At 45.8% G+C, this 19,600-nt stretch carries 22 protein-coding genes; 10 read left to right on the forward strand and 12 right to left on the reverse strand.

Translation table 11 applies throughout. The features are described from left to right. Window positions 1-44: 44 nt before the first annotated feature. The gene (locus tag ICC18_RS07335) at window positions 45-1,112 is read right to left on the reverse strand and encodes an oxygenase MpaB family protein (protein ID WP_188173706.1); all 1,068 of its coding nucleotides are present in this window, start codon (window positions 1,110-1,112) and stop codon (window positions 45-47) included. 266 nt (window positions 1,113-1,378) lie between these two features. Here ICC18_RS07335 and ICC18_RS07340 point away from each other — a divergent pair, with 266 nt between their 5' ends. Further along, window positions 1,379-2,782, forward strand: coding sequence for a sensor histidine kinase (locus tag ICC18_RS07340; protein ID WP_188173707.1), 1,404 nt, complete (start codon window positions 1,379-1,381; stop codon window positions 2,780-2,782). A 3-nt stretch (window positions 2,783-2,785) separates the two neighbouring features. Here the strand turns inward: ICC18_RS07340 and ICC18_RS07345 are convergent, their stop codons facing one another. Together ICC18_RS07345 and ICC18_RS07350 are read right to left on the reverse strand one after the other, a co-directional pair. After that, window positions 2,786-3,367: a response regulator transcription factor gene (locus tag ICC18_RS07345; RefSeq protein WP_188173708.1), complete on the reverse strand. Its 582-nt coding sequence runs from the start codon at window positions 3,365-3,367 to the stop codon at window positions 2,786-2,788. Then, window positions 3,364-4,992, reverse strand: a complete 1,629-nt coding sequence (locus ICC18_RS07350; RefSeq protein ID WP_188173709.1) for an FAD-dependent oxidoreductase — start codon at window positions 4,990-4,992, stop codon at window positions 3,364-3,366. The genes ICC18_RS07345 and ICC18_RS07350 overlap by 4 nt, the downstream gene beginning before the upstream one ends. A gap of 221 nt (window positions 4,993-5,213) precedes the next feature. Between ICC18_RS07350 and ICC18_RS07355 the strand changes: the two genes are divergently transcribed. Both ICC18_RS07355 and ICC18_RS07360 read left to right on the forward strand, forming a co-directional pair. Next, window positions 5,214-6,059: a hypothetical protein gene (locus ICC18_RS07355; protein WP_188173710.1), complete on the forward strand. Its 846-nt coding sequence runs from the start codon at window positions 5,214-5,216 to the stop codon at window positions 6,057-6,059. A 381-nt stretch (window positions 6,060-6,440) separates the two neighbouring features. Then, entirely contained in the window at window positions 6,441-8,393 is a 1,953-nt protein-coding gene (locus ICC18_RS07360; RefSeq protein ID WP_188173711.1) for an endonuclease MutS2, read from the forward strand. 32 nt (window positions 8,394-8,425) lie between these two features. Here ICC18_RS07360 and ICC18_RS07365 read toward each other — a convergent pair whose 3' ends face one another. Further along, window positions 8,426-8,731: a WCX domain-containing protein gene (locus ICC18_RS07365; RefSeq protein WP_188173712.1), complete on the reverse strand. Its 306-nt coding sequence runs from the start codon at window positions 8,729-8,731 to the stop codon at window positions 8,426-8,428. A gap of 26 nt (window positions 8,732-8,757) precedes the next feature. On the opposite strand from ICC18_RS07365, the gene ICC18_RS07370 reads away from it, so the two are divergent. Beyond that, on the forward strand, window positions 8,758-8,997 hold the full coding sequence (locus tag ICC18_RS07370; RefSeq protein ID WP_223192381.1) for a hypothetical protein: 240 nt from the start codon (window positions 8,758-8,760) through the stop codon (window positions 8,995-8,997). Between the two features lie 146 nt (window positions 8,998-9,143). Continuing rightward, on the forward strand, window positions 9,144-9,386 hold the full coding sequence (locus tag ICC18_RS07375) for a hypothetical protein (RefSeq protein WP_188173713.1): 243 nt from the start codon (window positions 9,144-9,146) through the stop codon (window positions 9,384-9,386). Between the two features lie 38 nt (window positions 9,387-9,424). Here ICC18_RS07375 and ICC18_RS07380 read toward each other — a convergent pair whose 3' ends face one another. After that, entirely contained in the window at window positions 9,425-9,727 is a 303-nt protein-coding gene (locus ICC18_RS07380) for a hypothetical protein (RefSeq protein WP_188173714.1), read from the reverse strand. A gap of 104 nt (window positions 9,728-9,831) precedes the next feature. Continuing rightward, complete coding sequence (locus ICC18_RS07385) at window positions 9,832-9,972, reverse strand: hypothetical protein (protein ID WP_188173715.1); 141 nt, start codon at window positions 9,970-9,972, stop codon at window positions 9,832-9,834. Between the two features lie 229 nt (window positions 9,973-10,201). On the opposite strand from ICC18_RS07385, the gene ICC18_RS07390 reads away from it, so the two are divergent. Together ICC18_RS07390 and ICC18_RS07395 are read left to right on the forward strand one after the other, a co-directional pair. Next, the gene (locus ICC18_RS07390; protein ID WP_188173716.1) at window positions 10,202-10,711 is read left to right on the forward strand and encodes a GNAT family N-acetyltransferase; all 510 of its coding nucleotides are present in this window, start codon (window positions 10,202-10,204) and stop codon (window positions 10,709-10,711) included. 121 nt (window positions 10,712-10,832) lie between these two features. Beyond that, window positions 10,833-11,273, forward strand: coding sequence for an NlpC/P60 family protein (locus ICC18_RS07395; RefSeq protein ID WP_223192382.1), 441 nt, complete (start codon window positions 10,833-10,835; stop codon window positions 11,271-11,273). An 88-nt stretch (window positions 11,274-11,361) separates the two neighbouring features. Here ICC18_RS07395 and ICC18_RS07400 read toward each other — a convergent pair whose 3' ends face one another. Then, on the reverse strand, window positions 11,362-11,808 hold the full coding sequence (locus ICC18_RS07400) for a GNAT family N-acetyltransferase (protein WP_188173718.1): 447 nt from the start codon (window positions 11,806-11,808) through the stop codon (window positions 11,362-11,364). Between the two features lie 262 nt (window positions 11,809-12,070). Between ICC18_RS07400 and ICC18_RS07405 the strand changes: the two genes are divergently transcribed. The 3 genes from ICC18_RS07405 to ICC18_RS07415 all read left to right on the forward strand — a co-directional run bounded on the left by ICC18_RS07405 (window position 12,071) and on the right by ICC18_RS07415 (window position 15,395). Next, window positions 12,071-13,252, forward strand: a complete 1,182-nt coding sequence (locus ICC18_RS07405; protein WP_188173719.1) for an MFS transporter — start codon at window positions 12,071-12,073, stop codon at window positions 13,250-13,252. A 181-nt stretch (window positions 13,253-13,433) separates the two neighbouring features. Beyond that, the gene (locus tag ICC18_RS07410; RefSeq protein WP_188173720.1) at window positions 13,434-14,807 is read left to right on the forward strand and encodes a sensor histidine kinase; all 1,374 of its coding nucleotides are present in this window, start codon (window positions 13,434-13,436) and stop codon (window positions 14,805-14,807) included. A 15-nt stretch (window positions 14,808-14,822) separates the two neighbouring features. Then, window positions 14,823-15,395, forward strand: a complete 573-nt coding sequence (locus ICC18_RS07415) for a response regulator transcription factor (RefSeq protein ID WP_188173721.1) — start codon at window positions 14,823-14,825, stop codon at window positions 15,393-15,395. Here ICC18_RS07415 and ICC18_RS07420 read toward each other — a convergent pair. From ICC18_RS07420 to ICC18_RS07440, 5 genes are all read right to left on the reverse strand, one after another. After that, window positions 15,342-15,944: a hypothetical protein gene (locus ICC18_RS07420; protein ID WP_188173722.1), complete on the reverse strand. Its 603-nt coding sequence runs from the start codon at window positions 15,942-15,944 to the stop codon at window positions 15,342-15,344. The genes ICC18_RS07415 and ICC18_RS07420 overlap by 54 nt on opposite strands. A 265-nt stretch (window positions 15,945-16,209) precedes the next feature. Then, entirely contained in the window at window positions 16,210-17,139 is a 930-nt protein-coding gene (locus ICC18_RS07425) for a glycosyltransferase (RefSeq protein ID WP_188173723.1), read from the reverse strand. Then, window positions 17,136-18,101 (reverse strand): glycosyltransferase, encoded by a 966-nt coding sequence (locus ICC18_RS07430; protein ID WP_188173724.1) that lies wholly within the window; start codon window positions 18,099-18,101, stop codon window positions 17,136-17,138. The genes ICC18_RS07425 and ICC18_RS07430 overlap by 4 nt, the downstream gene beginning before the upstream one ends. Then, a complete protein-coding gene (locus tag ICC18_RS07435) occupies window positions 18,098-18,943 on the reverse strand; it encodes a beta-keto acid cleavage family enzyme (protein ID WP_312029497.1) in 846 nt (281 codons plus the stop codon). Before ICC18_RS07435 ends, ICC18_RS07430 begins: the two co-directional genes overlap by 4 nt. A gap of 1 nt (window position 18,944) precedes the next feature. Then, complete coding sequence (locus ICC18_RS07440) at window positions 18,945-19,598, reverse strand: acetyltransferase (RefSeq protein ID WP_188173725.1); 654 nt, start codon at window positions 19,596-19,598, stop codon at window positions 18,945-18,947. Window positions 19,599-19,600: the final 2 nt, after the last annotated feature.

Consider the following 19,600-nt stretch of genomic DNA (forward strand, 5'->3'; position numbering starts at 1 on the left):
GAAGCCTGCCTCGTCATACGAGTGCGGGCTTCTTGCGGGTCACGCTATGCGATGCCTCCGTGCGTGCCAAGGCGCAATGCTTGAAGCTGCCAGGCCTCCCGCAGCTGAGTCGGGATTTCGAAAGGAGCGCGGTGATAGCCTGAGATGTTGAAAGCCTCTTTATTCAGGAGAGACATTCCGAGCTTGTTGATAACGGAGGATTCAAGAATTCCTGATAGGAGGAAGTTTTTCTTCATAAGGAAACCCCAATTGGTCTTCGGAACTTCCATCCAATCTGCAACCTGATCACCTACCAGATGACGGATAAGGGCAGGAATAATGCCATCAAACCGTTCTCCCGGAATCAAGTTCGCGTGCATGTCGATAAGAGCTTTTGTCATATGAACGCCCTCCGGTGATGGCCCGTGATGTCTGCGTGCAATCGATTCGGCGACTGCTTGCGACTCAGCCATCGTTTCAGGGATAATATCCGGGCGGATTCCCAATTCCTCGCCGACAACCCGCCAAAAGTAAATATAATCCTCAGCTTCCTGCACGGACACATCGACACCCAGCATCCTTAAGGAATGGATGACGACATAGGAAAAGGTCATAAGCGTACCGAGCAGGTCTTCCTGACAGATCGGTACCCCGAGCTCGTGTTCAGCCCATTTGCCGGTTCGTCTTATTAAATGACGGACGGCGGCATGGATAAACCGGACCTTATGAATGGCCTTGATTCCTTTCCCGCCAGCAGTAAGTCCGCCCGGGGACATGGCCAGAATCACGAATTGCCCGGTCTCGGCAATGCGATGATAAGGATTTTGACCTAACCGGTAAGTGTATGTTAGTGTCTTAACGCCCTTGATACCGGCATAACATTGAACCAGGGCCGCAGTTGCCAGGACGAGAGAGATGGCGACCCCGTTTTTCATAAAAAAATCCGATGCGCGGTCTATTCGCCCATAATCTACCCAATCCGGAAGCGATGCGTTATCGCGCAGCCAATCTTCAATGTTGTCTGGGAGCGCAGCGGGGATCGCCTGATCATTATGAACCAGATTTCGCAGAAGTTGGTTAACTGCATCCATCTGACCGGTATGCATAAGCTCCGCAACGATTTGATCGGGCACCGGATCCCCCTCCGTGCGTGACTTTTCTAATATTTGATCAAGAATAAGCAAGTCAGACCATCCTTCCATCCTTATAGTTGTTCATGTTAACTGGTAATGCCTTGATTAGTATTATAGGAGTCAATGCATGTATTGTAGAGGTTGAACTTTTATCCCCCTGCCAAAAAATAGCTTGACCCTTTTTTCCGCCCTAGGGTAAGATCATGGAATGGGGAAATGGTATATGACGTGGGGTGAGGCGTATCGTTCTGTATGTGTTCATGTTCTTGTCTCTTTGGACAGTGGGATTTACTCTGCTGATCAAAAATAGGAAGAGCGCCTTCTCACGCTCAATGGGCTATTCCTTCCTGGCGGCGGGAACGCCCAGCTTCGCCTTCTCGATTCATCTCGTATTTATTCCGCTTCTGGAACGGCTTGACTTATTGACGCCGTCATTACGGAGGCTGCTGGAATGGATCAGTATCCCCGCCATTCATACATATTGGTATTCGTTCGCCTACTTCATTCTCATCAGCGCCATCGTGTTTTCTGGTTTTTTTTCCACAAAGTCGACCCGCATTGCCACCTTTCTTCTAATCATTCCGGTTCTCGTCATGATAGGGGTTACCGCTGATTTCAATATACCTTTCGAATTCGAAGTGAAGAAGGTTCGTCTTTTTTTTGCTTTATATCTCATAGCTGCGTTTCTTCTCTATTTCGCAAGCTGCATCAAGGAACAAGACCACCTGATGCGCAAGAATCGTTACCGTACGACTGTATTAGTCGTAAGTGCTACAATGCTGGCCTATTTGAATGATTTTATAGGCATGGTTCGATTCTCTTTCGGTTCAGGCCCTTTTCAGATCGAAAGCAACGGGATGTGGAAGTTTAACTATCTGATCATTCTGTGGGTTGTGGCGTATTTCTTTTTTTACGGAGTCAAATACGGGTTTATGGGGATTAAGCTGCGGATTGAGGATCACAAGCATGACTATTCGATGCGCCACCTAACGGAAGGCACACAAATCTTGAATCACGCCATCAAGAACGAACTCCAGAAAATCAATTATTTAAACGCGCGCGCCATGACGCTGATTGATCGGGATCAGAAAGAGCAGACGAGAGACGCCTTGCGAAGCTTAAGCCGCGTATCCGATCATTTGCTGGATATGATGAACCGCTTGAAAGATAAAGCCGAGGATATCGTCCTGCAGGAAGGCGAACATCGGCTCTCGGAATTAATCGATCAGACACTCGCAACCATCAAACCGCTTTTGGAGAATGGAAACAGTTTCCATATCGGGCGGCAATACGATGTGGATGGCTTGGTTGTCTGCGATGCGACGCATGTTCGGGAGCTGCTCAGCAATGTATGCTTGAACGCCATCGATGCTTTGCCGCGTGAAGACGGTTGCATTCGCATCACGACAAAGTACGTGAAAAATAGCCTGTATATTTACGTGAAGGATAACGGCAAGGGCATACCCGAAGAAAATCGCAAACGGATATTCGATCCTTTTTTCACAACCAAGAAAAATACATCCAGCTACGGACTAGGTTTAAGCTACTGTTACTCCGTTATGAACAAACACGGCGGTAAAATCGGCATCGCAGAGAGCGAAATCGGAAAGGGAACCACGCTCTATATCAAATTTCCGGGACGAAGGTTCCGGATCGACACCGGGAGATGAAGGTCATCTCCCTTTCTTCATGAGCTTGTTTTTGATGCTCTTGATTTGCGTTTTAATCGTGCTTACCGACTTATTCAGCGCCTCGGAAATTTGCGTCTTGTTCATGCCCTTTTCTTTTAAATCGTAGATTTCCCTTTCCGCAGGAGTAAGCTGGTTTAATTGGATTTCCTTCACCAGGATGGGAGCGGCATCGGAATGAATGGAAGGCTTGCCCGCATAGGCATCTCTAATCGCTTGCACGATATCCTTATAGTTGGATTTGGTAATAAAATTATTTGCGCCATGCTGGAACGACTTCACAATCACATCTCGATCTTGCAACGAGGTCAGCATAATGATTTTCAGATCATTGAGGTCGGAAAGCGCTAATTCCCGGGTCGCCTCAAGTCCATCCAGACGATTTTCCGTCAAGTTGATGTCCATGAGGACGACGTCAATCTCCCCGCTGCTACCTTTCAGGAGTGCCTCCTCCTTGGTACTGGCTATATGATTGACTTCAATGTCTTCCTCTTCATTGAGGTCGGCGGCTAACGTTTGCTGCCAGAACGGATCGTCTTCCACCAGCATCACTCTAATCTTGTTCATCCGGTTTCCTTCTCATCCTTTCGTTCCGTATTGCGGCCTAACGAAGAAAGAAGATGGTGAAGCCGATGCGCTTGATCGCTTCTTACGCTCACCGCCTGTACCGTCGTTTTCGCTCTTATGCTTTCTGTGACCCGTTGTCCTTTTTGTGTATGACCGAAGCAAGCGCCCTTACCTAACGATCCCATCCATTTCTCGGTACCCTTCTTATTCGTATACTTCTCAACTTCTCCGTCCGAAATGACGAACACATAGTTTCCGATGGAGCCTTCAGTTACGATCACTTCCCCCGGCTGGAAAACATGATGGCTGATCTCATAATCGTCCGAATCATTCACACTCATCTCTACGATATCACGTCCTACCAGAGGGCCGATTAACCAATCCGAAATTAACCTTAATTTTCGATCCCATGTGGGGATCACGCTGAGCAGCATGAGCCGCCAGATCAGCCAGCAAATGAAGCCTTTGAATTCGATACCCTTATATTCGGCGACAGCCGTCCGTCTTCCTATCGATACCCCCTGACCGAAGCCGCGGAAGTTAAAGGGAAGGGAGGGCTGTTTAGACAAGGCGCGAACGATATTTTTACCGATATGAGCCCCTTCTTTTAATGCAAAAATACCGACCGGAGGGCATTGGCCGCCAAGAGGGTGAGGGACGGAAGCGCAATCGCCTCCTGCCCAGACATAATCATAACCGGCGACTTGGAGTGCTGAGTCCGTGATGATTTTGCCACGCGCATCCTTAGGGACAGCCAGGGAGTCAAGTATGGGAGAAGGCTTCGTACCGACAGCGCTAATGATCGTTTTGGCGGGAATGCGCATACCATTGGAAAGTCCGACCTCATTCGGAGTCGCCCAGATCACTCGGGTATTCGTCATAAGTTCTACACCCAATTTTGCCATATGCCGTGTCGCATATTGGATTAACCGTGGATGACCTTGGCGAGTTCCAGGTGCGCCCTTGCCTCCATAGAGCTCAGGCAATATCGATTCACCCGGATGTACTAATACTACACGACATTCTTCTCTTTGAATATTCCGGTATTCCTTCAACGTAAGGAGCCGGATATAATCCGCCAGCTCCCCTGCCAGTTCCGTTCCCGAGAAGCCGCCTCCGGCCACGAAAAAGGTAAGCATCCGTTTCCTTTCCTTCGGATCCCGTTCAATATCGGCCAGCTCGAACATCGTCAAGATATGGTTCTTAAGACGAAAGCAATCATCGTAGGTTTTCAGTTTAAAGGCGTGTTCGGCAAGACCGGGATAGGAGGAGAGGTTATCGACCGATCCCAAACAGAGCACGACATGATCGAATTCCAATTCAAAGTGCTTCCCGTCCAAATGTCGGCTGGTTACGACCTTGCGCTCAGCGAGGTAAATCTGTTCAATCTCGCCGACGTGAACTTGGGCCGGGGAAAATATTCGGCGTATGGGGCTCAAAATTTGACCGGCTCCAATACGGCCGGTCACCATTTCCGTAACAAAGCCATGGAAGACATGATAATTCTCCCTGCTGACTACCGTAACTTCGATATCTCCCTTATGGATGGCCTGCCGTAAGGTACGTACCGCATTAATGGCCAAATAGCCGCCTCCTAGAATAAGTACTTTGGCTGGCTTTGTCATCAGACTCCCCCCATATGTGTTGCGATCTTCTACTGTCTCTATGTAGCAGTATAAAGAACATTTCATAAAAATAGGAGGTGGAACTTTCATCATCCCCCGAGTACCGGAATAGGGGATAAAATTTCAACCTCCCGCTTCCAGCCTTTCTGCTTCATAATGATGGCATACGACAAGATGCTGCAAAGAAGACTTAACTTAAGCCGTGATGGAGGGAATTTCGAATGGAAGTGCAATTGTCTGAAGAGCGTGTGCTGAGGCTCGTTCCCCAGCTTACATTGGATGATGCCCGAATCTTGGTAGAAAACAAGAAAGTGCACCTGGTTGCCGGGACTGTAGGCGCCCTCTTTACCCGCCCTAAGCCCGAAGAGATTACGCTCAGCTACTCCGAACTCCGGTACGAACCGTTTTGGCAGGTAACCGCATGTACGCATATGGTTTATGAACGTCAGCGCATGTTTACGGTAAGCGCCAGTGGCCCGGAGGTGAAGCAGATTACGCTGCTCGGGCAGCAACAGCCGACTCAGCCCCAGCCCAAAGGCTCACCGACTATCGTTCTGAGCGGCGTCGAGCATTGCGAGGAAGACCAGCGGCTGCGCCGGATGTTTACCGGAGACGGTACGAACAAGCAAGATCTGGAGAGGTATCTTAGTTTTGGGAGCGAAGAAGTGATTGACCTGGCGTCCTATTCCTGGGACGGGGCCTGTATGCCTCCAGATACCAAAGCGGGGGCCATCATTCGTCAAGTCATCACCGAGATCGTCCGCCCCGTCAAGGCGCAAGTGATCCATACGGAGAACGTTTCCGTCGAAGAGATCCAACTATTCTTCCGTCCTGTGTACGCTTTCGAATACTTATGGGCCGCAAAAAACAAGCGTGTTGTCATTGAGTGTGACGGTTTAACCCGCGATTTGACCAATGGCGGAAAAACATTTAAGAAACAAATCAAATCGCTCCTCGACCGCGATCTGTTGTTCGATATTTCAGCCGATGCGGTGGGAACGTTCGTTCCTGGTGGCGGGATTTTCGTGAAATTGACGAAAGCAGCGATGAACTTTAAGCAGAGTTGAACGGAAGTTATATATAATCTTGACTTCACCTTTTCAATTAAGCTATAGTATGGGTATCCTCAACTAAGGAGAGATTTTGATGTCGGTGAGCGTTCTTAACTAAAAAATTCCATAAAGAGGTTTTCTAAAAGTCAGACTCAACTTGCTGTTTCAGCAACGTTGTATTTCGTTATGGCTTAATGACTACCTCGGGATTAGTTAAGAACATCGGATATCATACAATGCCTTAGGTATAATTCCTATCATTGCGCCCCCATCCGTGCTGTGTTCAGCGCGGATTTTATTTGTATCGGGCTCTTTTTTAGGTAATCGAAAAAAGGGCGGAGAATGACGTATGTTCATTCTTCGCCCTTTTTATTTTTTTATAAGGAGAGATCATGCATGAACGAAAAAGCTTTGCTGCGTTTGGAATACGGTAAAATCAAAGAAATTCTACGGGGATATGCCATTTCGTATTTGGGAAAAAAGCATATCGAGGAGATGATGCCCATCACTTTTAGCAAAGGGGTGCGAACCAAATTGAATGAAACGGCGGAAGTCAAGTCCTTACTTGAACACGGAGCCAGTGTGCCAATTTCCTCGCTGGAAGGAATCGAACAAATATTAATGTTATTGGGAACGGGCTATGTGTTCAGCGAAAAAGATTTCTCTTGCATCCATCAATTCATTACCAGTTGCACGCAGTTAATAAAGTACATGGCATCAAAAAGTGATCTTGCGCCTACGATCAGTTCCTACGCGGCCTCCATGTTTGACATGGAAAAATTGAAATCGGAAATTGAACGAAGCATTCGAAACGGGCAAGTGACCGACACGGCCAGTAAGGAGTTAATGAAAGTTCGTAAACGGATTACTGTATTTGAAGACAGGCTGAAGACGAAGCTGGATTCTCTGATGAACAAACACCGTTCCATCCTGCAGGAGAACATAATTAGTACACGCAATGGGCGATACGTGCTTCCCGTCAAGAAAGAACATAGAAAGCAGGTCAAAGGTACAGTGCTGGATGAGTCGGCTAGCGGCCAAACGGTATACGTGGAACCGGCTGAACTGATAAGCATTCAGTTTGAGCTTTCAGGACTGAAAGCAGAAGAAGCACGGGAAGAAATTAAAGTCCTGAGCGATTTAACCGCTTTGACAGAATCTTTTAGTCATGAAATTCAAGTGAATGTAGAGACGGTAGGCACCTATGATTTTCTAATTGCTAAGGCTAAATATGCTTTGGCTATCGGAGGTTCCAATGTCGAACTAAACGAGGACGGAATCATTCAATTACTGGACGCAAGGCATCCTTTGCTCGGTAAACACATGGTTCCCCTCAACTTCGAAATTGGGCTTAAATACAAATCGCTTATCATCACAGGACCGAATACGGGCGGAAAAACATTGGCGTTAAAAACAGTCGGTTTATTAACCGTTATGGTGCAGTCGGGCCTATTGGTACCAGTACTGGAAGGCAGTCTGTTTTCAGTATACAAGAACGTGGCCGTAGATATCGGAGACGGGCAAAGTATTGAGCATGCGCTCAGTACATTTTCTGCACATATTCGAAATGTCATCGACATTTTGGAGATCGCCGATCACTCTACGCTAGTGCTGATTGATGAAATGGCTTCCGGGACGGACCCAGGGGAAGGTGTAGGATTATCCGTGGCGATTTTAGAGGAGCTGCATAAAAGGGAAGCGACCGTTGTGGCGACGACGCATTTTACTGAAATCAAAAACTTCGCTTCATCTACCCCGGGTTTTGAAAATGCACGTATGGAATTTGATGCGGCAACGCTTCAGCCCTTATACCAGTTACGAATAGGGGAAGCAGGCAGTAGTTACGCCTTTTTGATTGCTTTGAAACTAGGGATACCGCTCGACATTATTAACCGATCACGCGAAATTACCGCCAACGGACTATCGAATAACTCGATGACGACGGGCGAGCTTTTGCCTGCTGATAGTAGGAGACCAAACCGACCGAATGAAGCTCTTACGTTTCCAACGCATCGGGACCATGATACAGAAGTTGACATTGGTGAAAAGAATCCAGTGAGTGAAAGAAGTTTGCAACTCGGTGATCTTGTGTACGTTCCTTATTTAGACCGCCGCGGGATTGTTTATGAAACTGAGGATTCCAGGGGTCAAGTAGGGGTGATGATCCAGAAACAGAAATTAAAAATCAATAAAAAGCGGCTTAAGCTGCAAATTGAAAATAAGGATTTGTATCCGGAAAACTATGATTTGGACATTGTTTTTGAGTCCAAAGAAAACCGGAAAGCGCGGAAACTGATGAATCGTAAACACATGAAAGGGCTAACGATTGTAATAAAACCGGAGGAATGAAATTCAACCCTGGCTCTACGGATCTAAAAAGACTAATCATATTTGGACATGATTTCCGCGAACAGCCTTTTCATATATAGTACCAGCTCTGGAGGATGCTTTACTGTCGCTTCGTTGCCCAATCCGATGAAAAATCTGGCATAAAAAGCGAGGTCGCTTTGAGGAATTGGACCTTCCAGCCACCCGGTGCCATCCTCCCGGATATGCAAATGGGAGCCCAGCCATAATACGGCCTCGCACATCTGGACGCCTTTTTGGCTCAGTTCCGCATAAAGCCCGGTCGACTCCTTCTCCGTTTGGAAAAACGACTCTTTATTTCCAAGATGTACATGCCGCAAATCCATAGGCTCCGTAGTTCCCGCTTATGGTAGGGTTGCTGAACAGTTTAAATCCGACCATCCGCGGCACCATTTCAAGTCTGGCCACATCAACCATGAATGCTGCGACAACGTTTGGAGCTTGGATGGCCGGAATGCTTTATGCAATGTTTAACGGTTATTCAGCTGTAGGTATTTTTACGGGGATCTGCCTGGCGTGCTCGCTGCTCGTATTTATCTCAAGCGGGGTTCTGTCGACTCAAGCGGAAAAAGCCGAATCAAGATGATGAAATCGCAACTTTGAGTCCGGATGTTCTAGTAGTAGCTTTAGTTCATGACACTCAAAGAGTAATACTTTCCTCTCTTCTAGCACACACTCATTTAATCTAAAGACCATATAATAGATTACTAATGTTTGAGAGGAGGAAGCCATATGGACACTTCAAATAAATATCGGGTTTGCAAAAATTATATCGGACGAAGAGTTTTGATAAAAACTACACAAGGAACCTATAAAGGTACTATAGTGAAGGTTGACAAGAATAAAGTTTATTTAAAAACAAGCCGGTACAAAAATAAAGCACAAGTCTCGTTTATCCCATTTATCTTACCGCTTGTTTTGTTTGATTTATTAGTCATCATTCTGTTGGATTCAAAACCATTTCCTCGAATATGAACCTAAATCTAATGTGAAAGAGAACCCCGGAAGGTTCTCTAATTATTATTATTATTATTACTTCCACTATCAGTGGTACCACTGCTGCCGCTGTCGGAACTTCCACTAAAACTATTGTCAAATCCTCCGCCACCACTGGTCGAATCATCATTTTCGTATGAATGATGGATATCCATGTGAAGCTGGTGATGATCGTGGTGATCATCGTGGAGATGAGGCGCCTCATGGTTAAAGTGTGTATTTGAATTGTGATTGCTGTCTCCTGATCCTGTAGCGTACTTAATCAAAGAAAAAATAACGCCAACTATGATTAACAAAATGAATATACCAAGAGGCTCCATAGTACCATTCCTCATCTTTGTGGAAGTATTTAACATTTATTATTTTCGTTGTAATTCGTTAAAATCCTCTAGCATAAAATAATACGAATCTTAGGAAGGCCACTTTATTTAGTGGCTTTCTTTGCTTCATGATCTTTAATCATTTTGTTTAACTGGTAAAGCCCTTTGTAATTCATTTTTAGATAATCAATGATCTCCCCTTTTTTTCTATTTGTCATTTCTTTAGCCTCATTCACAACATTCATTTCTACACCTCGGTATTTTATTTTTGCAGTAAAGAAATTTTATTCATGAATTAGCATTTTATTCCATGTTATCTAGTTATGGCTGGACTTGTGAAAAGAAAAAAACCTATCCCATAAGGAATAAGCTTTGTTTGCAAATTAATATCCTACCCTTGTGCAAGCTGTCAGGAGAGCTGTTTTTTTTGTTATAATCATGAATATCCTATTATAAGTGTTGGGGGCATCTACCATGAAAGTGCTAGAAACAGAACGGCTGATTCTTCGTCACCAAACCATCGAGGATGCGGCTTTTATCTTTGAGCTTTTGAACGATCCTTCTTGGATCCGGTACATAGGCGATAGAGGCGTGAGAACCATCGATGACGCGCGAAACTATATTTTAAAAGGACCAATAGACATGTATGCCCGTTTGGGTTTCGGATTTTACTTGACGGAGTTGAAGGATGGGGGCATCCCGATCGGTATCTGCGGACTGGCTAAAAGAGATTTCTTACAAGATGCAGATGTTGGGTTTGCTTTTCTTCCTAGGTTTTGGGGGAAAGGGTATGCATTAGAGGCTGCTTCCGCAGTGATGGCTTATGCAAAATCCGTTTTGGGGCTGAACCGCATTGTGGCTATTACCTCTGAAGATAATCAGGCGTCGGCCAAGCTGCTAGAAAAGCTGGGGTTGCATTTTGAAGGCATGATTTCATTTGAGAATACCGATGAAGAGGTACGTTTATTTGCGATTCACATCTAAAATGGGGGGCTACGAAAGTCGATCGCTGGAAACTTCAATAATAATTATTATTTACCAATTAATCCCACGATGGTTCGGGTAATATTAATAGTAAAGTATAATAGTCATGGAGGAATCACAATTGGAATTTGACAAGCAAACTGAGAATGCAATCGCTTGGGCAAGAAATCACATGGATTCGAATGATTATCGACTGCGCTGTCTTGCTTTCGTTGAAGATGCTTATGAAAGAAGCAACGGAATTGAAATGTGGGGAGGCAGCGACGCCAACGAATCAGCAGAACTGTACGAAGTTCACGCGAATATGGGTTTTCCGCCGAAAGGAGCCTTTGTTTTTTATTCCTGCTCCGGTTTGGTCGAAGGTGAACTTAAAAACTGGGGACATGTTGGTTTATCTCTTGGCAATGGGGATGCCATACATGCATGGGATAAAGTTAGAATAGATAACTATTTGGAAATCGAGAGTCTTGCACCGGCTCAGGGATGGACCCAACCTAAATTTATTGGATGGGCTCCTGTTGAAAGGATATTAGCAGGGGCACATAAGAAACATTGGGAGTAAATGGATATATTTGTGGTACTAGGAGTGGGTATTGCTTTAGTAAAAAAGCTGCTGGAGGACTTTGGAGACGCTAGAGGGCCGAAATCGCTTAAACTATGGAATAGTTAACCCAATCCTTTTGAACGCCGCCCATTTTATCAAAGAAATGTTGAGCTCTTATATTCCCAGGAGCAGTTATCCAAGTCATGTGAGCATAGCCATGATCCCTAGAGTAACTTTGACATTGTAAAAACAGTCGTGATTCAACGTCAGTATCTCTGAATGGCTCAATTACAAAAAGGTCGTTCATTATCGTAACTTCATTTGCTTTCATAGTGCTGAATGTAAAGTATAAGGTAGCAAAGCCGACTAACTTTCCGTCTAGTTCCGCTACGAATTGTATGCCTTTCTCCTTCTCTAAAAGAGTATGAATTAATTGTTGTATTTTTTCAGTAGAAGGCCAAGGATTCTGATAAAATCCGACAACGTATTCATACATTAACTCCGTTAGACGGTTTACGTCATCCGCTGAAGCGTTTCTAATAACAAGTGACATGGTTAATCCTCCCATAATATATGTATTGAATAATTATACTGTAACGTGTATTAATATGCAACACGATGGTTAAAAACAGTCACAATTGACCCGCCAACTTCCGTAACATATGATGGGAGTAATACCTAAATAATGAAGGAGACCCAAACATGATCGCATTCGCAAGACCTCCTTGCTAAGACGTAACACTTAGTCCATCTCGAGCACCCCCAGTTCTGATTGAGCCCCGTGAGCCCAAACAGATCTTGGAGAGGAGCTCCTCATGGACTATACAGCCAACCTTCGGAAGCTATATGCGCTCCGATTCTTTTCCAGCCTCATCCCGGCCTACGTCATCGAAAGGCTATTCTGGGAGGAGCGGGGCATGACCATTCAGATGGTCGTATATGCCGAAATTATTTATGCCCTGACGATCGTCCTCTTGGAGGTTCCGACCGGTATGATGGCCGACAAGTGGGGCCGGAAAAAGATGCTGATGCTAAGCGCACTGCTCGGGTGCAGCGAGTTTGCGATCCTGATATTCGCGACGGAATTCTGGCACTTTGCCTTGGTCGTCTTTTTGGCTGGCGTCAGCCGTTCGGCCAGCAGCGGCTCGGAGAATGCGCTGCTCTATGATTCCTTAATGCTGCAAGGGAAGGCGTCTTCGTTTGAAAAGCAACTAGGCGGTTTGAACGCCATCGACTTCGTATCTGCGATGCTCGCCGCTCTATGCGGAAGCATGCTCGCCGGTCGGTTCGGTCTGGAGCTGAACTATTGGATATCGCTCGGAAGCGCGCTGATCGCCTTGCTCCTAACGATACTGCTGATCGAGCCGGCTGCTGATGGAGACGACACACCAGCCGAGGAAGCGATTCCATTCAAGCAATATGTAGCTGTTTCCCTACGCTTCTTCGGAGCGAACCCGAACGTCAGCATAGTGGTGCTCTCCGGCATGGCGACAGGCACAGCCATAGGCTTCATCGATGAATTCTGGCAGTTGTACGCGAGCCGATTGAAGATACCGGTTGTCTACTTCGGCGTGCTATCCGCTGTGCTCATGCTCCTGCGGCTGCCCGGCAATCTGCTGGCCCATGCGCTGTTAAGACGTTTCAGCTACAGGACGCTGCTCATCAGCGTAACAGCCGTATTCGCCATCGGCTTCACCTATACCGCCGTAAGCAAGGACTACATCAGCCTCTTGGCGATGCTGGTCATCTGCTTGTTCTCCGGCGTGATGGAGCCGCTCGTCACCGGCTACTTGCACCACCGGATCGATTCCTCCATGCGGGCGACGATCGATTCATTCCAGTCGTTAGGGCTGAATTTGGTGCATATTCTGGCGGGGTTCGGCTTCGGCTACTTCTCATCCCGGTATGATGTGTTCGGCGGTTATGGCTTCATTGCGCTCATGTGCAGTGCATTCCTCGTTTGGTTCATCGTCGCATCCCGTAAAATCAAGCAATAGACAGAATAACACCCAGGCCGCCAAATTCTTATTGGAGTGGTCCTGGGTGTTATTACTTTCTCATAATGCAATTAGGCAGTAAAAAATATGATATTATGTTTACAGGCATTAACAAGCATTACCGTAGGATAGAATAGGGACTCTATACTTTTGATAGATGCTCTGATAAAAGGGGTGTCTCATGTTTTTCATTTTATGGCCGTTGGCCATCTTTTTACTGTATCAGAATTGGAAAGACAAGTATGTGTTTTGGATCAGCCTCTTCCTGATCGCGGGGGGCGGTGGAAGCTACTTTTATCTCCTGCAAACGACCGTGGTTCCATCTCTGGGCTCATCAAAAGCTCTTGTAGATTTTTCTGTGGTTGTGACCATGTATGGGTACTACTACGCGATGCCTTATTTTTTCCTGATGAGTGCAATGGCCTTGTTTCGGGGAAAGCGATGGCGGGGTGGCCTCCTCGTCTTGCCGCCTGTTATATTTGCAGCGCAGCAAGGGGTCCAGCATTTGCGGCAAGTTGACGTGGAAAGCATTCGTCTGTGGGCGATCCTTTACCTCGGTACCGCATGCTGCCTCTATATTGCCGCATGGATAAAGGAAACGGAGTGGCTGCCTCGGCGCAACTTGTTTCGACTGACTATGATATTCCTGCCGATCAACCTTTGGGTTCTTACAAAGGAATTTTTATATACGAACAAGGTTGTCCTCCTGGACAATGGCATTCTTCTCGATAACCCGGGTTGGCAGTTGAAGGGGAACCCGGTAGAACTCTGGCTGCTCCTGCTGCTTGTCTTCTACAGTGTCCGTTATGGAATTCTCGGTATCAAAGTCCGAATTGAGCGCCAGCGGATGGATTCCTCGCTGCGCACGATTTCAAGCGGCACAACCCTGATCAATCACGCCATTAAGAACGATGCCCATAAGATTGATTTTTTGCTCGAGCGAATCGAAAACCATGCTCGCTCCGGGAATATTGAAGAAATCCCATTCTATACAGCCCAAATAACACAAGTGACCCGACAGCTGCAGCAAATGTCTGAGGGAATTAAGGAAAAGTCGGATGAGATTGTTCTGGTCGAGCAGGAAACTGAAATTGTTGAGCTTATCGAAGGAGTGCTGCAAGGGCTAGAGCCCCAGCTGACAGGCAAAGGCATTCTCGTTGAACGACAATTTACATGTAGAGCATACGTTCGCTGCGATCCCCGCCATCTGAACGAGGCGATATCAAACTTGGTTGCCAATAGTATCGAGGCCATGGAATCAGATAGGGGATTGCTGCACATTTACGTGGGGATACAGAAGCGTCGGTTAGTCATCGATATTGCGGACAACGGTAGAGGAATTGATCCCGCTAACCAGTCCCAAATCTTTGATCCTTTCTTTACCACCAAGAAACATTCAAACCAAAACTACGGGCTCGGCCTCAGCTATTCCTACCATGTCCTGCATAGACATGGAGGCATGCTAAGCTTACTTGAAAGCCGCATCGGTCATGGAACGACCTTTCGCTTGCAATTGCCGAAGCAAAGGGTGGTCAGGCGGGAGCCGATACAATAATGAAGGAGTCGCGTTATGGATAAAATCCGAGTGCTTCTGGTTGAGGATGACCCTTTCTGGATTGAGAATATTTCCCGTGAGCTGCGCGTGGAAGCCGATATCGCATGGGCAGGGACAGCGTCTACCCGGGAAGAAGCGGTTCAAGTCGTTGCACAAGAGGCTATAGACGTTGTGCTCATGGATATCAACTTAACAGAGAATCGGCTTGACGGAATTGAAGCGGCGCAGGATATTCGCCGAGAATTTGGCGATCGCATCCCGATTATTATGCTTACCTCGCTGAAGGAGAAGGATGTCGTCATGACTTCCTTTAAGTCGGGGGCCGTTAACTACATTACAAAGGCCAGTTATCCGGACATTGTGGAAGCGATTCGAGCTGCACATCGAGGCCGTGCGTCTATTCACCCTGATGCAGCTGCGATCATGCGTCAAGAGGTAAAACTCATGGATCTCTCCCCATCTGAGCGAGAAATCTATGAGCTAAAGCGGCAGGGATATAACAAGACGCAAATTTCAGAGAGATTGCATAAGTCGCTAAACACGGTCAAAACCCAACTCAGAAGTATCCGAAATAAGTTGTTTCCTTAAGTTCCCCCATACATAAGAGGTAAGAGTAAAATAGGCGGCAGCAAAGACAATCGGAGTTACATAAATGCCGAAGGGGAGCAGGAAGCCGAACGGGCCCGCCATCAGGGCGATACCGAGCGTTTTTCTGCGCGGCAGCTTGGAGAGCAGTACCGAGAGACCGAACAGCACAGTGCTGAGCGGGAAGAACATCATTGTGATGCCGATGATTTCTCCGAGCGGAGACGGGATCATATTGCCGGTAACGGCTTCCGGGGCGTATTCGTTGAGAATCGGCTTGAAAAAGCCGCTTGCCATTTTCATGAAAACCATAAAGACAAAACTTATCATCATGAGCAGAGTGGCCACTAGGCCCAATTTACCGAGTTTATCCGAGTTGCCTGTGTAGATTCCTGCCATACCGATCAATAGCAGGGTCTGCGCTAGCACGTCAACAGTTGTGACGAACGTTGAATCCCCGAAAAATCCGAACCATAGGGGTACGGTCGCGAATATACAGGCTCCGACTGCGCCTACCAGGGCAAAACTTTTGATTCCTTGTTCCATTCTCATTTATTATTCCTCCTCATTGGTTATACCTGGATCATAAGGGAGAAGAGGATAAGGCGGGAGGATGAACATTATTAACCCCCTAGTCTGAACATTAAACTTAACCTAGCTGTCTGCTCTTCTAGCCCTATACAAATCAAAATAGGCATCATCCTGTATACGGATGATGCCTTTCTGTGCGTACGCCAGCATGGGTACTATCTCTAGGGTTCAAGTCCCGAATGGCTGCCTTCAGGTATACTTTTCCACTAGCGTGCCTGCCCGCTCCTCATTTCAAATACCGCTTCAGTTCATCGGCGAATTGTTGCGCTCTGATTTCCGTTGAATGTTGAGACCGGACCATTTGATAGCCCCGGCGGGCAATTTCTTTTCTTTCCTCCTCATGCTTCAGGTAATATTGAGCTTTACGGATGAAATTGTCTTTATTAATCTCGACATAGGTAACCCCATCAATAAACCCAAGATCTCTCAGCTCCTTAGAACCGTTAGCGAGCAAGAGGGTATTGCATGCGAGAACCTCAAAATATTTGGCAATGGGATAGTTATAAATCAAATGATCCGTAAAAAAAATTTTGGCGCGGTTAATTTCCTTAGCGAAACCGTCTGCAATGAAAATTTTTTGTTCTTCTTGCTTGGTGAAATTTCTATATCCGGGATGGCTGTGATAAACAAATCCTTTCACATATTTCATCTGTTTATAGATCTTAAACCGGAGCGGGTATACATTCTTATTGATGGCACCCATCAATAAATAATCGATCGTTTTTTTATAACCGTAATCTTTAAATACAGGAGTGTACACATGATGCGGCAGCCATCTGAAGCGATCTGCAAGCTGGGGATAATCCCGCAAGAAGGCATTGCGGTAATGAGCAAATACCAGGTCGATCTTATTCTTTTTGACAAAGGAAAGAAGCAGCTCTTTATTTCTGTGCAGATCCATGAACGACAGGCCCTTTGGAATATTGATTTTACTTAGTCCTGTAATGGGTCCATGATTCAAGATAAACCTTTCGAGGTTGTCTATATAAATAAAATCGGGAGCAAAATTGGCTTTAGCGAGAATTTTACTGATTGGGCCGCCTTCATTCACATACTGGACGCGAATATCGGGCAATTTGGCTAATTTTTGTTTGAAAAATTCCGCAGCCCTTTGATATGACATGGTTCTATCCGTAGTAAAATAAATGATCTTCATATATTTTCTCTCCCTGTACGGCCGGTTGAACCAATCAGCGCACGAATATAGTCTATGAATTGACCTACTCGGATTTCCGTGGTATGACGCTTTCTGATCAGTTGATACCCTCGTAAAGCGATCTTCTTTCTTTCCTCTGTATGACGCAGGTAATACTTAGCTTTGGTATGAAAATTGTTCTCATTAATTTCTACAAATGTTTCTTTATCGATAAATCCCAAATCACGGAGCTCCCCGGAACCTGAAGCGAGCAGCAGGGTGTTGGAGGCGGCGACTTCAAAATATTTCCCTAAGGGGTAATGATAGACCGAATCATCGGTAAGAAAAATTTTGGCCCGATTAATTTCTTTGGCATAAGTGTCATTTAAAAACAATGTCTTTTGTTCCTTGTCCGAAAAATTGCGGTAGCCTGGATGCTTGTGATGAACAAATCCCGGTTTACCGCTCATGTCCTGAGCGATCCTGCTGCGCAGAGGGTAATTCGAATCTATTTGTCCCATCAATAGATAATCAATTGTTTTCTTCAGCTTATAATCCTTAAAAACGGATGTATAGACGTGCTGCGGCAGCCATCTGAACTTATCCGCAAAATGGGGGTAATATTGATAGAATGCATCTCGATAATAAGAAAAGATGACATCGAACTTATTTTTCAATACAAATTTTGTGAATTTTTTTCTGTATCTATGGAGGTCTACTTGCATAATTCCTTTAGGAACCCGGATTGAGTCTAATCCCAGGATAGGTTTTCCGTGTTTAACGATTTTTTTATAGTCATCGATATAGATAAAATCGGGGGAAAATTGAAGCTTTTTGATGATATCGTTAACATGGCCCCCATTCTTCACAAAATGAACAAGGACATCCGGATGTTCCGCTAATACCCGTTTAAAATATTCGCGGTTTTTAAACGTATAGTCCGATAAATCTACCGTAAAATAAAGGATTTTAATCTTTTTCATCCTCTTTGAACCCCCGGCAAGTTCAACATGGCTCTAACTTCATTCGCTGCCGCAATAGGCCGGTCAAAGGCTTTTGCCAGTCTGGTAACCTGCTCAATTAGGGACATGTTCGTAGCCAATTGCTTACGTTCTCTATCAAGCCAAATATTATCTTCCAGGCCGACGCGCACTCCATCCGCCAAAATAACAGCGAGGGCATTCATCGCTTTTTGATTATCACCTATACCTGTAATCGAGTAATAAGAGTCCGCGGGCAGCTCGGAAATGATGATGCCGGCATGCATCAGAGTGGCCTGCGCACTGGCTATATTCCCAAGCAGAATATTGAAATAATAAGGCGGTTCCAATATTCCTTTACGAATTAAATAGTTTGCAAAATTGACCATACCCAAATCGAATATTTCCAATTCAGGCTTGATCCCTTTTTCTGTCATCATTTTTGCTAGTCTCATAATCGTTTCGGGGCTATTGACACTGGCGCTTTGCGCAAAATTTAGGGAACTTAATGTCAAGCTAGCCATATCAGGCTTGAGTTTGCCTTCCAGATTAAGGACATCAGAACGCTTCTCAAACTCTTGAAAATTCCTCCCGCTGGTAGAAACGACGATAATCAGCTCAGGCTTCTTCTCTCTGATTCCGGAGATGATATCAGCATAAACTTCTTTTTGATACGTTGGAGCACCATGATGATCACGGGCATGCAAATGAACCATCGATACGCCCAGTTTTTCGGATTCAATGACTTCCGCAATGATCTCCTCCACACGTACAGGTACATGGGGAGTCATATCCTTTGTTGGAATCATACCTGTCGGAGCGAAGTTTATGATTAATTTTTTCACCTTAACCGTCTCCTTTGACGAAATTCATAGGTTTGGCAGGTACACCGACTACTGTGCAATTCTCAGCCACATCACGGGTGACTACAGCTCCGGCGCCTACGACGGAATTTTTCCCGATGGTAACACTTGGCAAGAGGGCAGCGCCCAATCCGATGAACACCCTTTCCTTTAAACAGCTATACCCGCCTATGCTGACGCCGTGGGCAACCTGTGAAAAATCGGATAAGACGGTATTATGGCCGATGGACACCGATTTGTTGATGATGACGTGATTCCCTATCTTGACTTCGGGATCGATGACGACGCCGGGGAGAATGATGTTGCCGTATCCCAAACTGGCAAATGGTGAAATGACAGATTTGGGGTGGATGGCATTCATATAGATGAAATGGTTGTACTTTTTAAATGTTTGTTGCCTGATGGCATTGTTTGCGATAGCAATAATAAACTTTGAGTTTTCTGAAATTCCTTTTTGACTCAAGACGGTATCCATCGGACCGAGTATAGGGACGCCGTATCGGGATTGTCCGATCATTTGTTCATTATTATCGATAAATGCTATAGGCTCTTGGAATTTGCAAGCCAATAGAATATCCAATGTCATGATGCCCAAGCTGCCAGCGCCTATGATATATAGGGTTGCCGTATACTCCACCC

It is taken from the genome of Paenibacillus sedimenti (assembly GCF_014534655.1).
Lineage (GTDB): Bacteria > Bacillota > Bacilli > Paenibacillales > NBRC-103111 > Paenibacillus_E > Paenibacillus_E sedimenti.